The organism is Amycolatopsis sp. NPDC003865 (assembly GCF_053605345.1).
Map to the genome: position 1 here is coordinate 78,963 of NZ_JBSGJA010000029.1, position 14,732 is coordinate 93,694.

At 72.2% G+C, this 14,732-nt stretch carries 12 protein-coding genes; 7 read left to right on the forward strand and 5 right to left on the reverse strand.

Going from position 1 to position 14,732, the window contains the following annotated elements:
* Genes ACWEVP_RS43890 through ACWEVP_RS43900 form a run of 3 tightly spaced genes read left to right on the forward strand, consistent with a single transcriptional unit; the run spans nt 1 to nt 3,301 of the window.
* The gene (locus ACWEVP_RS43890; protein WP_452068520.1) at nt 1–1,128 is read left to right on the forward strand and encodes a toxic anion resistance protein; all 1,128 of its coding nucleotides are present in this window, start codon (nt 1–3) and stop codon (nt 1,126–1,128) included.
* Nucleotides 1,125–2,738, forward strand: a complete 1,614-nt coding sequence (locus ACWEVP_RS43895) for a substrate-binding domain-containing protein (RefSeq protein ID WP_452068521.1) — start codon at nt 1,125–1,127, stop codon at nt 2,736–2,738. The genes ACWEVP_RS43890 and ACWEVP_RS43895 overlap by 4 nt, the downstream gene beginning before the upstream one ends.
* A complete protein-coding gene (locus tag ACWEVP_RS43900; protein ID WP_452068522.1) occupies nt 2,735–3,301 on the forward strand; it encodes a hypothetical protein in 567 nt (188 codons plus the stop codon). The genes ACWEVP_RS43895 and ACWEVP_RS43900 overlap by 4 nt, the downstream gene beginning before the upstream one ends.
* A gap of 59 nt (nt 3,302–3,360) precedes the next feature.
* On the opposite strand, the gene ACWEVP_RS43905 is transcribed toward ACWEVP_RS43900, so the two are convergent.
* From ACWEVP_RS43905 to ACWEVP_RS43915, 3 genes are all read right to left on the reverse strand, one after another.
* Nucleotides 3,361–4,173: an LmeA family phospholipid-binding protein gene (locus tag ACWEVP_RS43905; RefSeq protein WP_452068523.1), complete on the reverse strand. Its 813-nt coding sequence runs from the start codon at nt 4,171–4,173 to the stop codon at nt 3,361–3,363.
* Nucleotides 4,174–4,862: 689 nt separating this feature from the next.
* Nucleotides 4,863–5,117, reverse strand: coding sequence for a hypothetical protein (locus tag ACWEVP_RS43910; RefSeq protein WP_284749574.1), 255 nt, complete (start codon nt 5,115–5,117; stop codon nt 4,863–4,865).
* 127 nt (nt 5,118–5,244) lie between these two features.
* Complete coding sequence (locus tag ACWEVP_RS43915; RefSeq protein WP_452068524.1) at nt 5,245–6,153, reverse strand: ornithine cyclodeaminase family protein; 909 nt, start codon at nt 6,151–6,153, stop codon at nt 5,245–5,247.
* Between the two features lie 44 nt (nt 6,154–6,197).
* On the opposite strand from ACWEVP_RS43915, the gene ACWEVP_RS43920 reads away from it, so the two are divergent.
* The 4 genes from ACWEVP_RS43920 to ACWEVP_RS43935 all read left to right on the forward strand — a co-directional run bounded on the left by ACWEVP_RS43920 (nt 6,198) and on the right by ACWEVP_RS43935 (nt 10,863).
* On the forward strand, nt 6,198–6,809 hold the full coding sequence (locus tag ACWEVP_RS43920; RefSeq protein WP_452068525.1) for a pentapeptide repeat-containing protein: 612 nt from the start codon (nt 6,198–6,200) through the stop codon (nt 6,807–6,809).
* A 29-nt stretch (nt 6,810–6,838) separates the two neighbouring features.
* Nucleotides 6,839–7,438, forward strand: coding sequence for a sulfite oxidase-like oxidoreductase (locus ACWEVP_RS43925; RefSeq protein ID WP_452068526.1), 600 nt, complete (start codon nt 6,839–6,841; stop codon nt 7,436–7,438).
* Complete coding sequence (locus tag ACWEVP_RS43930; protein WP_452068527.1) at nt 7,408–8,151, forward strand: ferredoxin reductase; 744 nt, start codon at nt 7,408–7,410, stop codon at nt 8,149–8,151. The genes ACWEVP_RS43925 and ACWEVP_RS43930 overlap by 31 nt, the downstream gene beginning before the upstream one ends.
* A gap of 90 nt (nt 8,152–8,241) precedes the next feature.
* Nucleotides 8,242–10,863: a fibronectin type III domain-containing protein gene (locus ACWEVP_RS43935; RefSeq protein WP_452068528.1), complete on the forward strand. Its 2,622-nt coding sequence runs from the start codon at nt 8,242–8,244 to the stop codon at nt 10,861–10,863.
* A gap of 127 nt (nt 10,864–10,990) precedes the next feature.
* On the opposite strand, the gene ACWEVP_RS43940 is transcribed toward ACWEVP_RS43935, so the two are convergent.
* Both ACWEVP_RS43940 and ACWEVP_RS43945 read right to left on the reverse strand, forming a co-directional pair.
* Nucleotides 10,991–13,393 (reverse strand): LuxR C-terminal-related transcriptional regulator, encoded by a 2,403-nt coding sequence (locus tag ACWEVP_RS43940; protein WP_452068529.1) that lies wholly within the window; start codon nt 13,391–13,393, stop codon nt 10,991–10,993.
* Nucleotides 13,390–14,520, reverse strand: a complete 1,131-nt coding sequence (locus ACWEVP_RS43945; protein WP_452068530.1) for a molecular chaperone DnaK — start codon at nt 14,518–14,520, stop codon at nt 13,390–13,392. Before ACWEVP_RS43945 ends, ACWEVP_RS43940 begins: the two co-directional genes overlap by 4 nt.
* Nucleotides 14,521–14,732: the final 212 nt, after the last annotated feature.

Genomic DNA, 14,732 nt, shown 5'->3' on the forward strand with positions numbered 1-14,732 from the left:
ATGGACTTCGCGCTCACGCCGCCCGAGCCGGTCACCGCGATCCCCACCGCGCGCGCCGCCGGGCTGATCACGCTCAGTTCCGAGACGCGGTCGGAAGTCACCGTTCGCGCTTCGGAGTTCGCGGCCCGGCTCGAAGCCCTCGACGTCCGTTCGCCGGAGTTCACCGACCTGCTCGACGAGTTGCTGACCGTCGGCGAGGCCGACATGCGCGCGGCCGCCGGGGTCGCCGGGACGATGCTCGACCGGTCGTTGCGCAGTACGGCGTCGCCGCAGGACGGCGTCACGACGAGCCTCGCGAGCCTGCGCCGGACCGTCGCCGGGCTGGATCCGGCGAAGCTGCCGCTCACCGGCCGGAAACTGCTGGGGGTGTTCCCGGCCGCGGCCGGCGCGAAGCGGGCGCTGGACCGGTACCGCGCGGCGAACGAGCCGGTCAACGCGCTGGTCGTCGACCTGCGCGGCCGTCAGGACGTCCTGCGCCGCGACAACGCCTCGATCAAGCGCGAGCACGAGCAGCTGTGGCAGGTCATGGGGAAGCTCGCCGAAGCGGCCGCGCTCGCCGAAGCCGTCGACGGCGCGATCGAAGCGCAGGCCGGCGTCTTCGACCTGACGGATCCCGGGCGCGCGCAGGCGTTGCGCGCGGACGTCCTGTACCCGATCCGGCAACGGCACCAGGACCTGCTGACCCAGCTGGCCGTCAGCGCGCAGGGCTACCTCGCGCTGGACCTGGTGCGCAAGAACAACGACGAGCTGATCCGCGGCGTCGAGCGGGCGGTGTCCACGACCGTGTCCGCGCTGCGGGTCTCGCTGCTGGTCAGCGGTGCCTTGGCGAGCCAGCGGGACGTCCTCGACGAGGTCGCGGCCCTGCGGGCGACCACGGACGGGCTGATCCGCGCCAACACCGAGCTGCTGGACCTGCAGTCCGCGGAGATCCGCAAGGCGGGCAGCGACCCGGCCGTCGCGACCGGGACGATCCGCGCGTCCTTCGACCGGATCTACGCCTCGCTCGACGCGATCGACGGGTTCCGCGCCGACGCCGTCGCCGCGATGGCCACGACCGTCGAATCGCTGTCCGGCGAGATCCGCCGCGCCGAGGACCACCTGCGGCGTTCGCACGAGGGGGAAGCATGATCAGGAAGGTGCTGGCGCTCTTCTTGGGCGCCGCGTTGCTGGCGGGGTGTTCCGAACCTTCGTCCGCGCCGTTGGGGGAGCCCGAGCCGGGGACCTTGCGGATCCTCGCGGGCAGCGAACTGGCGGACATGCAGCCGGTGCTCGACGCGGCCGCGCAGGCCACCGGCGTCACGGTCAAGTTCACCTTCACCGGTACTTTGGAGGGCGCCGAAGCGCTGGCCAACGGCAGCGTCGACGGCAAGTACGACGCCGTGTGGTTCTCGTCGAACCGCTATCTCGCAGGCATTCCCGAGGCGGCGAAACGGCTCGGCAACCAGGTCAAGATCATGAGCTCGCCGGTGGTGCTCGGGCTGGCCGAGTCGGTCGTGCGGCGGCTGGGGTGGGCCGGGAAGCCGGTCAGCTGGAGCGAGATCGCCGCGCAGGCCGGGCAGAAGGCGTTCAGCTACGGGATGACGGACCCGTCGGCGTCGAACTCCGGGTTCTCGGCGCTGGTCGGCGTCGCTTCGGCGCTGGCCGGGGCCGGCAACGCGATCGATGCCCGGCAGATCGCCTCGGTCACTCCGCAGCTGACCCAGTTCTTCAGCGCCCAGGCGCTTTCGGCGGGTTCTTCGGGGTGGCTGTCCGACGCGTACCTCCGGCGCGCGACCGGCCAGGACCCCGGGCGGAAGGTCGACGGGCTGATCAACTACGAGTCGGTGCTGCTGTCGGCGAACGCGTCCGGGAAGCTGCCCGAGCCGCTGACGCTGATCTACCCGAGCGACGGCGTCGTCACCGCGGACTACCCGCTTTCCCTGCTGGCTTCCGCCGGTGACGACGCGCGGTCGGCGCACCAGCGGCTCGCGGACTACCTGCGCACGCCCGACGTGCAGAAGCGGATCATGGAGACCACCCAGCGGCGGCCGGTGGTGCCGGGCGTGGCGCTGGAGCGGCAGTTCGCGGCGCACGACCTCGTCGAGCTGCCGTTCCCGGCGACGCAACAGGCGGTGGACGCGCTGCTCCAGGCGTATTTCGACAAGATCAGGCGGCCTTCGCGGACGCTGTACGTGCTGGACACGTCCGGGTCGATGAAGGGCGACCGGATCGACTCGCTGCGAACCGCGCTAGCCGGGCTGACCGGCGCGGACAACTCGCTTACCGGGCGGTACCGGCGGTTCCGCAGCCGCGAGGAGGTGCTGATGCTGCCCTTCAACACGCGGCCCACGGGCGTCACGGCGTTCACCGTGCCGGAGCAGGACCCTTCGGGTGAGCTGGCGCGCATCAAGGCGTTCGCCGAAGGGCTGTCGGCCGGCGGCGGGACGGCGATCTACGACAGCCTGTCGCAGGCGTACCGGGACCTGGAACCGTTGCAGACGCGCGATCCCGACCGGTTCACCTCGATCGTGCTGATGACCGACGGCGAGAACGCGAACGGCTCGTCCCTGGCGGATTTCCGGTCGTCCTTCGGCTCGATCCCGCCGTCGGTCAAGCAGGTGCCGGTGTTCACGGTGCTGTTCGGCGAGGGCAGCAGCGACGAGCTCACGCAGGTCGCGGCGATGACCGGCGGCAAGGTTTTCGACGGGCGCAAGACCCAGCTGTCCGATGTCTTCAAGGAGATCCGCGGGTACCAATGATGCTGCGCTATCTGGGGTCGACCAAGAACCTGCTCGGCTGCGTCGGGGGCCTGATCGGCATCGTGCTGTACCTGACCGGGGTGGTCGGGTGGTTCTGGCCGTTCGTCGTGGTGGCGTTGTACCTGGCGGGTGCCTTGCTGGGGCCGTCCGAGAAGGTCCGGTTGGTGCCGGACCTTTCAGCCTCGCTGCTTTCGTCGTTGGAGACCTTGGTTTCGCGGGTCTCGACGGAGGCTTCGCGGATGCCTGCGTCTACTGTGGACACCGTGGGGCGGATCGCTTCGATCGTGCGTGACCTGCTGTCGGAGCCCGCGCGGTTGGCCGCCGATCCAGATCTGCAGCACTCCTTGGTTCGTCTTGCGCGGACGGATTTGCCGCTGTCGCTGGAGACTTACCTGAATCTGCCGTGGTGGTTCGCCGCCCGGCGGGCCGGGGCCGGCGAGGAACTGGTAGCTCAGCTGGGTTTGCTCGAGGCGGAGGCGCACCGGGTGGCCGAGCGGTTCTACGCTTCCGAAGTCGACCGGCAGGCCGATCACACGCGGTATCTGCGAGACCGGGACGTGTGAGTTTCCGGCCCTACCCTTGTGAGTGATGACGTTCGAACGCGCGTTCGAGTAGCTTGGCGTTATGGACGCGAACCGAGTTTCGGCAGGGTCAGGGTCACCGCTGCGGTGGTCAGCCAGCTCAACAGATCGGCGAGAGGAATGCGGGAGAGCCGTTCCGGCCACTCTTCCGCCACGGTGTGCAGCACGAGTTCGTCGTGCCGGGGCTCCACCTTCGTCAGCTTTATCCCCGGTGGAAGTTCCGGCAGGGGGAGCACGATGGGGTGAAAGCGTTTCGGTGGGCGGAGCTGTCGTTGTCCTATGTGGAGGGTCCGCGGCACGAGCACGACGGCGTCGTCGTCCACCTGGGCCTCGAGGGTCAAGTGGCCCCAGTGGGGTTTCCTGGCCCAGTGGATCTGGAGCAGCCCGCTGCCCGCGGGCGCGGCCACGATCCCGGGCCGGACCTTCGCCACCCTTTCGCGGAGCACGTCCGCGGAGACGGCGATCCGCAGGTCCACGCGAGCCGGCTTGGCGGTGGGAGCGGGGAGTGAGCGGAGGCGGACGTCTTCGGCGAGCACGGTGACCCGGCGCAGCGGAATGCGGCCGCCTTCGGGCTCCGGCCAGTCGACGTCTTCGGCGACGATGCGCACGTCGCCGACGCGTCCGGTGGCCAGTCGCAGGCTGTCGGCGGGGTAGTCGAGCTCGGCGAGGGTCAGGTGAACCTCGCGGTCCTCGACCTTGGCGGTCAGCCGCCGCCCGACGAGCTGTTCGGTGACGGTCCGCACCAGGGCAGCGGGCGTGACGGGGACGTTCGGCAGCAGCGAACGCCCGGCCGCGGCCAGCCCCGCCAGCTCAGGCCAGGGCGACCAGCCGTCGAACCACCTGCCGTCCGTCATCCGTCCAGTGTTGCGCAAGGAGGGGTAGGCCGCCGAGGCCAGGTAACGCAAAAGGAGGTTTCTCACGCGGTAAGGGTTATTCGACGAGCCGGGACCGGCTTTGGATGAGCGCGTCCCGCAGGTGCAGGCCCGGCACCATCAGGTGCAAGTCCGCCCGGCGGGGAATCGCCCCCCGGGGCTGTCTCTGGTGCTGTGGGGCTTGCTGGGCGGGGTTTGGCGTGCGCCGGGTTGTCTGTGGTGCCGTGGGTCTTGCTGGGCGGGGTTTGGGGTGCGCCGGGTTGTCTCTGGCGCCGCGAAACTTGCTGGGCCGGGCTTCGCGCGCGCCGCGTTCTCCCTGCCGCTGCAGCACCCGCCCCGCCGCTTGGGCCACACAGAACAATCGCCGCCCTGCGACCTTCGCCGCCCGAGAACCGCAGTCCTGGCGGCATGGGGGGTAGGTCCCCGCCCGGACGGGGGAGGCCCTCATGCGTGGCCGTAGCCCGGACGTGAACCTTCCGCGCGGTAGCCGCCCTTCAGGACGGCGGCCCCGGCAGCGGGGACGCCATGGCATCGGCTCGGAAGCTCACGTCTCGCTTTCCGTACCGCGCCAAGACCAAACCACCGGCAGGTGGCGGATCGTGAGCCACCTGCCGCCACCGGAGGGGGCAGTGACGGCAGGTGGCAGCTCGGAGGGCGACGTCGCCCGCGGGTCACCGGCCCGCGAAGCGGGCGATGATGCCGGTGACTACCAGCCAGAACACCGCGGCCAAGCCGAAGTCGAGGATGACCTGCAAGCTGGCGTTGTCCACGTTGAACAGCCCCGGCCAGAACAACGCGAGAGGAACCGCCAAGGACTTGATGAAGATGAAGAAGGCGTTGCCGGCATTGGCGCCGGCCAGGACCATGATCATGTAGAGAACTTCGATCCCCGCGAAGATCGCGCCGATCGCCGTGATGACCCGCACGGCCGTGTTCCGTCTGGTGGTGGTTCGCCAAGGAGACATGTCCGGAAAATTCCCGGATCGGGTGACCGATCAAACGCTCAATCCCCAAGATTGCGCCGTTCGGCCGCTCCCGTTGCTCTCCGCCGCCTCATTCGGACACTCCGTGAGCGTCACCGAGCAGCCTGGCGATCGCCCAGTCCTGCACCGCCAGGCCCACCGACTTGAACACCGTCCGGCCGCTCACCGCCGGCGGTGAGCGGAGCGCGTCCCCGAGCTCGACCAACGAAGACCGCGCCACCACTCCAGCCTCGACCGCGTGGATCACTTCGCCGGCCTCCTCGAGCGCCGCCTCGACCTGATCCACCACCACACACGTGGCGCCCCCGAGCAGCTCGGCCGGGAGCTCGCGCAGGGAAGGCAGGTATGACCCGATCGCGTTGACGTGAACCCGCTCAGGCAAGTCGTCCACATCGAACAGAGGAGTCGACGATGACGTAGCGCAGCAAACGATCTCCGCGTCGAACACCGCGTCCGCGGCCGACGAGGCCACCCGCGTCACCACGCCCGGGAACTCGGCCCTCATCCGCTCCACGAAAGCGACCGCGCGTTCAGGCGAGCGGCCGAACACCGCCAGCCGGCTCACCGGCCGGACCGCGGCCACCGCGCGTACCTGGTCCGCGGCCTGCGCGCCGGTGCCGAGGAGGGCCAAGCGGCCGGCGGACGGTGGGGCGAGCAGGGCCGTCGCGACGCCGGATGCCGCGCCCGTGCGGAGCGTCGTCACCTCGATCGCGTCGGCGACCAGCTGGCCCGCGGCCGTGTTCCACACGAGCGTCCCGAGGATCATCGGGGTGCGGCCGGCGGCCAGGCTGAGCGTCTTGACCACCGTCGTCGCACTCGGGGTGTGGCACGCGCTCATCACCAGCGTCGTGCCTCCGCCGAACGACAACCGTTGCGGTACCACGAAACGGCCGGCGGCGAGGTCGAGGAAGGCCGCCCGCACCGCGTCGACGGCGGCCGGCATCGGCACGGCGGCCCGGACGGCGTGGGCATCGAGCATGCGCTGACCCCTTCGGCGGCGGAGACTGCGGCTAGCCTGACGGGGTGCCCGACGCGACGCAAGATCCACCCGTCGAAGAACAGCGGTTCGTCCGCGACGACTGGTACGGAGAGGAGATCACCGGACGGCACTACGTGCGCTGCGAGTTCCTCGAGGTCGACCTCTCGGAGGCGCAGACGCGGAACGCGGTCTTCACCGACTGCGTGTTCGGGAACGTGCGGTTCAACGCGTCCCGCCACACGGACTCGGCGTTCACCGGCTGCTCCTTCAAGCGGTGCAACTTCTTCGACGCCGAGTTCACCGGGTGCAAGCTCGTCGGCGCGACGTTCGGCGAGTGCGAGCTGCGGCCGCTGCGGGTCACCGGTGGCGACTGGTCGTTCGCCGGGCTGGCGGGTGCCGACCTGCGGTCGGTCGCCTTCCACGGGGTGCGGATGCGCGAGGCCGACCTCAGCGGGGCGAACTGCGGCGACGCCGTGTTCGCCGACGTCGACCTCTCGGGCGCGATGCTGCACGCCGTCAAGCTGCCGCGCGCGGACCTGCGGGGCAGCGACCTGTCGGCACTCGACCCGGTGAACGCCGACCTGGCGGGGGCGATCGTGTCACCCGAACAGGCTGCGGTGCTCGTCACGTCGCTCGGGCTGCGCGTCCGGGCGTAGGCTCGGGCCGACCGGGAAGGGAGGGCCGCATGGGTGTCGTGACACCGGGGTTCAGTGGCCGGGCTCGCAGCGGTGACCCGCGCCTGCCGCCCGGGCAGTACCTCGCCGAGGACTTCCCCGTGCTGTCGGCGGGACCGACTCCGCGCGTGCGCACCGAGACGTGGGAGTTCACGGTCACCACCGAAGCCGGTGAGAAGCGTTCCTGGACCTGGGCCGAGCTGATGGCCCTGCCCAGCGAGAAGCCCACAGTGGACATCCACTGCGTCACCCAGTGGTCCAAACTGGACACCCGGTGGCGTGGCGTCTCGGTGGACACGCTGATCGGCGGGCTCGACACCGCCGCCGACTACGTCATGGTGCACTCCTACGGCGGCTACACCACGAACCTGCCGCTCGCCGACCTGCTCGACGGGCAGGCCTGGATCGCCTACGAATACGGCGGCCGGCCGCTGACGCCCGAGCACGGCGGCCCGGCGCGGCTGCTCGTGCCGCACCTTTACTTCTGGAAGTCCGCGAAGTGGGTGCGCGGCCTGGAGCTGAAGACCCGGGACGAGCCCGGCTTCTGGGAGAACGTCGGCTACCACGACTACGGGGATCCATGGCGCGAACAGCGGTATCAGGGCGACTAGCCTGGCGGGTCGCCCGCCTGGCCGCGATCCGCGACGAGACGCCGACGGCGCGCACGCTCGTCTTCGACCTGCCCGGGTGGCCGGGGCACCTGGCGGGGCAGCACGTCGACGTCCGGCTGACCGCCGCCGACGGCTACCGCGCGCAGCGCAGCTACTCGCTCGCCGCGCCCGCCGATGGGGACCGAGTCGAGCTGACGGTGCAGCGGGTCGCCGACGGTGAGGTGTCCGAGCACCTGACCGGCCCGTACGCGGTCGGTGACCCGGTCGAGATCCGCGGGCCCGTCGGCGGCTGGTTCGTCTGGCGGCCGACGGCTCCCGAACCGGTCCTGCTCGTCGCGGGTGGCTCGGGCATCGTGCCGTTGATGGCGATGATCCGCGCCCGCCGCGCGGCCGGCGTGCGCACGCCCTTCAAGCTGATCTACTCGCTGCGCACCCCGGCTGAGCGGTACTACGCCGACGAGCTGCGCACGCCGGTGGCCGGGCTGGACATCACCTACGTCTACACGCGCGAGCTGCCCGAAGGCCGCCCCGGTATTCCGCGGCGCATCGACGTGGCCACGCTCAACACGGCGGGGTGGCCGGCGGAGTTCGGCGCGTCGTGCTTCGTCTGCGGACCGACGGGCTTCGTCGAGACCGTCGCCGACATCCTGGTCGCCCTCGGCCACGATCCGCACCGGATCCGCACCGAGCGGTTCGGTCCCAGCCGCGACTGACCGGGCAGGCATCCGATGAATAGGTGACAACGCGCCCCGCTGAGCGGGAACTTGTCGACATGGGCGTTCAGAGATCCTATGTTTCGTCCCATGCTGACGAAGTGGGGCTCGAAGCGGCGCCGCACCGTGGTGACCGTTCTCCTGGGGGCGGGCGCGCTGCTCGCCACGACCGGCCCGGCCGCCGCCGCGGATCCGGACTCCGCCGCCGATCGGGACGTCTACGTCTCGCCGGCCGGCTCCGACCACGCTCCGGGCACCGCGCACCGGCCCGTGCGGACCCTCGGCAAGGCGCGCGACCTCGTGCGGCAGCGCGCGCCGCACCTCTCGCGCGACCTCACCGTGCACCTCGCTCCCGGCGTCTTCCGGCTGACCGAGCCGCTTCGCCTCGACGCCCGGGACTCGGGCGGCAACGGCCACCGCGTCATCTGGCAGGGCAGCGGCGACACCGAGCTGAACGGCGGCGTGCGCGTCACCGGGTGGCGGCCGGTCCCGGGCCGTCCCGGCCTGTTCGCCGCGGCCGCGCCCGCCGGGCTCGGCAACAGCCGGCAGCTGTACGTCGACGGTGTCCGCGAACAACGCGCCCGGGGGCCGCTGCCGGTGACCGTCAAGGCCACCGCCACCGGCTACACCGCGAGCGCCGACACCCTCGCGCACTGGCGCAACCCGAAGGACGTCGAGTTCGTCTACACCGCCGGCGAAGCGCTCTGGAACATCCAGCGCGACGGCCTCGGCCAGTGGACCGAGCCGCGGTGCCCGCTCGCCGCGGCCGAAGGCACGACCATCACCATGGCCCAGCCGTGCTGGGACAACTCGACCAAACGCGTGCTCTTCCCGGACATCCCCGGCCGCAGCGTCAACATGGTCGGCCCGGCCGACCTGACCAACGGACGGCACCCGACCTACGCGGAAAACGCCTTCGAGCTGCTCGACACCCCCGGCGAGTGGTACCTGGACCGGTCCGCGCACGTCGTCTACTACCTGCCGAAGCCGGGACAGGACCTGCGCCGCGCCGACGTCGAGGTGCCGGTGCTGGAAAAGCTCGTCGACGCGCGGGGCATCCACGACGTCGCCTTCCGTGGGCTGCGCTACTCCTACGCGACGTGGCTGACGCCGTCGTCGCCGGAGGGCTTCTCCGAAATCCAGGCGGGCTACACAATCACCGGTGCCGACGGCTGGGCCACCCAGGGGCTCTGCCAGTTCGTGCCCGGCGGCACCTGCCCGTACGCGTCGTGGACGCGGGAGCCCGCGAACGTCTCGGTGTCGCACGGGCAGCGCGTCGAGTTCAGCGACAGCGTGTTCGCGCACCTCGGCGGCGCCGCGCTGGATCTCGTCGAAGGCACCAAGGAATCCCTGGTCCGCGGCAACGTCTTCACCGACATCTCGGGCAACGGCGTGCAGATCGGCGGCGTCGACAAACCGGTCACCGACACCGACGCCGACGTCGTGCGCGACGTCGCGGTGACCGACAACCACCTCTACGGCCTGCCGCGGGAGTTCCACGGCGGCGTGCCGATCGTCAACGGCTACACCGTGCGGAACACGCTGTCCCACAACCAGATCGACCACGTCGGCTACTCGGCGATCTCCGTCGGCTGGGGTGGCTGGCCCGACAAGATCAAGCAGCCGGCGACGCCGAACCTGTCGCACGACAACGCCGTCTCGGACAACCTGATCTTCGACTACATGCTGATGCTCGACGACGGTGGCGGCGTCTACACCCAAGGCATCACGGGCAGTTCGCTCGACGACGGCGAGAAGGTCACCGGCAACGTCATCCACGGCCAGTGGGGCCTCGGCAAGGGCGTCTACACCGACAACGGCAACACCTACGAGACGATCCGCGGCAACGTCCTCTACGACATGGCGTACGCGAACGTCGGCACGGTGCACGTCGACTACCGCGACGGCCTCGGCAACAACGACCCGACGCTGACCGAGGACAACTACTGGGAGCAGGGCGACCGCGACAAGGTCGACAAGGGCGCGATCACGCGCGGCAACAAGCTCCTGGCGAACCCGTCCGACGCGCCGGCGGCGATCGTCGCGAACGCGGGCCTCGAACCGGCCTACCGCGGCCTGCTGACCCGCCGGGTGGGCGGGGCCGCGCCGGCCGAAGCGCCGTCGCGGGTGGGCACGTTCGCGGTCGAGAGGAAGCTGTACGCGACGTGGAACCCGACGTACGCGTTCAACAACGCCCCGGTGACGGACTATGTCGTGACGGCAACGGGCGGCGGCCGCACCTACACCGCGACGATCCCGGCGGCCGACTTCGCGAAGCGCGCGTACGCCGAGGTCCCGGGCCTGACGGACGGGACCGCGTACACGGTCACAGTGGCGGCGCGCAACGCTTACGGCACAAGCGAACCCTCCCTGGCCGCGGCTCCGGTGACACCGGGCCCGAAGGCGGGAACGCTGCCCGGAGTGCCGACGAACGCCCGTGCCCTGCCGAGCGCGACGGCGGCTTCGATCCGCTGGAACCCGCCGGCGGCCACGGGCGACACCCCGGTCCTTGGCTACACGATCACGGTGTCCGACGGCCGCACGATCGACGTCCGGGGCCGGGACGCACTGGTGACCCAGCCGACGATCAAGGGCATGACGAGGGTGGTGGACAACCTGAAGCCCGCGACGACGTACACGTTCACGGTGGAGGCGGTAACGGCGACGGGAACCGGCCCGGCCGCCACCTTCACCGCGACGACCAGCGGCTGAGCCAGTGATCCACAGGCCGGCCGAGATGTGGACAAAGCGGCCCGGCCGACGGTCTCCACAAGGTTTCGGTCGGGCGCCCCCGATACGCTGGAAGCGGGGCCGGCCCCCAGGGAGGGTGGGGGTTGCTTCAGGGGGCGTCCGGCCGGGAAAGCAGCTCGCGCAGCGTCGCGAGCAGCTCGCGCCGGTCCGACGCCCCCAGCTTGCCGCGGATGCGGGCCATGTGGTGCTCGACCGTCTTGCCCGAAATGAACAGCTTCGACCCGGCCTGCTTGTACGTCAGCCCCTCGACGACCAGCCGGGCCACCTCCAGCTCGCGCTCGCTCAGCGCCGCCAGGCCGGTCCCGGCCGCCGCGGGTTCGGCCGCTCCCGACTCGCGGCGGGCCGCCGTGCCCTGGAACTGGCGGGCCGCCTCCAGCAGCCGGACCATCGCCTTGCGGTCGGACGTGCGGATCGCCGCCTGGCCGGCCAGGCGGGCCGCGTCCCAGCGCAGGCCCAGGTCGTGCATCTCGGCCGCGGCGGCGGTGATCGCGTCCGGGTCGAACTTGCCGCCGAGGACCGACAGCCAGCACTGGGCCGCCGTCGCCAGCGCGCTCGGGTAGCGGCCGCAGTGGGCGTGCGTCGCCAACGTCGCCAGGTGCGCCTTCGCCGCTTCCGCGTCCTCCAGCGTGATCGCCGCGTGCAGCTCGTGCCACACCAGCGAGACCGTCCACAGTGGAGGCTCGCCGAGGCGGCCCAGCAGTGCGTGCGCACGCTCGAGCCGGCCCGAAATCTTCGCGAACGCCCCCGTGCGGGCCGCCGCGATCGCCAGCTCGCCGAGGGGCAGCAGGCCGAACAGGTCCGTTTGCTGCCGCATCGACGCCTGGTACGCGCGGTTCCACGACCGCTGCAGCCCGACGAGGTCACTCGCCCGCCGGGCCAGGCCGAGCTCCAGTGTCGCGAAGAACAGCTCGTCGCGGGCCTCCAGGGTTCGGCCGGCCACGGCGTCGCGGTGCTCGGCCGCCGTCGCCAGGTCGCCCGCCGTCATCGCCACCCAGCCCAGCAGCAGCCGGTGGCGGACCGCCAGGAGGTCGCCGCCGATGCCGCCGTCGAGGGCCCGCGTCAGCACCGACTCCGCCAGCGACAGCTCGCCGGTGTGCAGCGCCGCGAGCGCGGCCAGCGCCGCCGGGCTGTCCGGCAGCAGCGTGCCGCCCAGGGCCGGTTCCAGCATCGCCGCCGCGCCGAGCAGCGTCGACAGCGTCTCCGTCGCGCAGCCGACCACCGAGTCGGCGATGCCGCGGGCCATCCGCGTGGCCGCGCCGGCGAACAACGTCGGCGCCACGCCGGGGGCGGGGGAGTCGAGGAGCCGCTGGGCACCGGCGAGGTCGCCGGTGCCGACCAGCGCGATCGCCGCGAACGCGTCGGCCCCGGCCCAGGTGCCCGCGCCGTCCGGGGAGGTGCGGGACGCCCAGTGGTACAGCTCCGCGCTGCGGGCCAGCTCGCCGCGGTGCGCCAGCACGGTCGCCGCGATCGCCGCGCCGGCCGCGCGGGTTCCGGGGTCCGGGTCGCCGAGCATGCCGTCGCCGAGGCGCAACGCCGTGTCGAGGTCGCCCGACAACGCCGTCGCGCGCGCCCAGCCCGTCGTGACGGCGGACGAACGGTCACCCGCTTCGGCAGCCGCTTCGAACAGCCGCGTCGCCAGCTGGGCGTCCGACGGCAGGGCTTCGCCGGCCGCGGCGGCGAACGCGGCCGCGGCGGACGAGCCCGAGCTGCCCGTGCCGAGCAGCGAGCGCGCCAGGTCGAGCACCGGCAGGCCGTTCGCCAGCTGCAGCTCGACCAGCCGCTGCACCGTCGTCAGGCGGCGCGCGGGCGGCCCGAAGTCGCGGACGGCGACCGCCGCCAGCGGCGGCAGCATGTCGTCCGGGCCGAGCAGCCCGGTCGCGCGGGCGGCGTCGACGATCGACGGCAGCCGGTCGGGGTCGCGGTCCAGCAGCGCGCACAGCAGGTCGAGGTTGCGCCCCGCCCCGGCCTCGGCCGCGGTCAGGTAGCGCAGGACGTCGTCGTCGAGTTCGTCGAGCTCCGGCCGGAAGTCCTCCAGCCGCCCGAGCAGCTCCCGCTCGGCCAGCCGCGGCACGCCGCCGCTGCGCGCGTGCAGTTCGGCCGCCGCGGCGGGATCGGCGGGCTTGCCCGTCACGGCCGTCATCAGCCGCGCGACGTCGTCGACGCCGAGCGGGCCGAGCTGCAGCAGCGTCCAGGTGGCCGACACCGGGGCGGGCCGGTGCGCGACGACGATCGGGCCGTCCGCGCCGGTGAGCAGCTCCTCGAGCTGGTCGGGGGCCAGCCGGTCGGCGTCGTCGACGAGCAGGGCTTCGACGCCGGCTTCGCGGTAGCAGCGGTCGAGGGCGGCGAGCAGCACGCTCTTGCCGTAGCCACCGGGCGCGACGACGGCGAGCCGCAACGGCGTGGCCGGGGCGGCCGCGACCTGGTCCAGCAGCTGCCGGGCGGCCGGGTGCACGGGGACGAGCGGGGGGACCTGCGTGAGCAGAGTGTTCAACAGTGACCTTCACCGGAGGGGGCGCCGGGGCGGGCGCAGTGGCTCGGAGCGGGGGACGAGTCGGGGCCGGCGGTGGCTTCGCGGGCGGTGAGGGTGATCACGACGGCCGAGACGGCCGCCGCGAGCACGAGGACCGCGGCGGCGAGGGGGCGCCGCCGCCGGAACAGGTTCAGCGGGGTGGCGCGCTCGGGCAGTTCGAACGGCGTGATGTCGACCGGCGGCCGGGGCGGCCGCTCGCCGAGGTCACCGAGCGTGTCCACCTGGGGGAGCAGGGTGGTCTCGACGGCGGGCGGTTCGTGCGGGGCACCCCGGTGGTCCACGCGCAGCGCCGCGAGGGCGGCCGCGCCGAGCGCGGTGGCCGCCGGCGGAACCGGTCCCGCGAACACCGGGCACGGCGGCCGGGCCGGCAGCGCGTGCGGCGGGACGTCGCCGCAGAAAACCACGCCGGCGAGCCCCCTGGGGGAGGCCGAGGCCGCGCCGGCGAGGGCGAACAGCGTGCTGAGCGCCGCGGCCGGGGCCACGCCTTCGGCGCTCGACGCGGGCTGCCACCCGCTCGCGCCGGTGGCCGTGGCCAGCGTGACGTTCACGCCGTCGGCACCGAATTCGCAGACCCCGGCGAACTGCGCGCCGGGGCCGGGGACGGGCAGGTGCGCGCCGAGCGCGGCGACCGAGCCGGGGACCAGCGTGACCGCGGCGAACCCGGCGTCGGCCAGCGCGCGGCGCAGCACGTCACGGCGGTAGCCGCCCCAGTCGCCGGGGTGGGTCAGCACGAGGTGCTGCGGGGGCCCGCCGAACAGGTTCGCGGCGTGCTCGGCGATGCCTTCGACGAGCACGGTGGTCAGCGTCTCGGGCGGGAACGGCTCGCCTTCGACGAGCATCGGCACGTCGTCGCCGATCCGCCGGTGGAAGCCGGTGAGCAGCCGGGACGGGACCCGGGCGCCCGCCTGCGCGGCGGCGTCGCCGGTGAGCAGGTACCCCTCGTCGTCCAGGAACAGCGCGGACGCGGCGGCCGGGGTCCGTTCACCCAGCCAGAGGGGTTCGGGCTCGCCCCAGCCGGGGCCTTGACGGCGGCAGGTCGCGGCGTGCGTCCGCCCCTGTGCCACATCGATCCCGAGGACGTAGGGCAACGGCGCTTCCTCCTCACCTCGCGGGGCCGATCGGGGGTGCGGAATCCCCCTAGGGCTCGGGGCATCCTCACCCAAACGGGTTAGTCAAGCAAGTGGTTGGAAGGATTTAATCCAACTGAGTGCGTCTCGGATGAGCCCCTAACTCCCTAACGATGACATATCGATCCCCTATTGGCTGACTGGACTGCGACTCGGAGTGATCCCCGATGTGC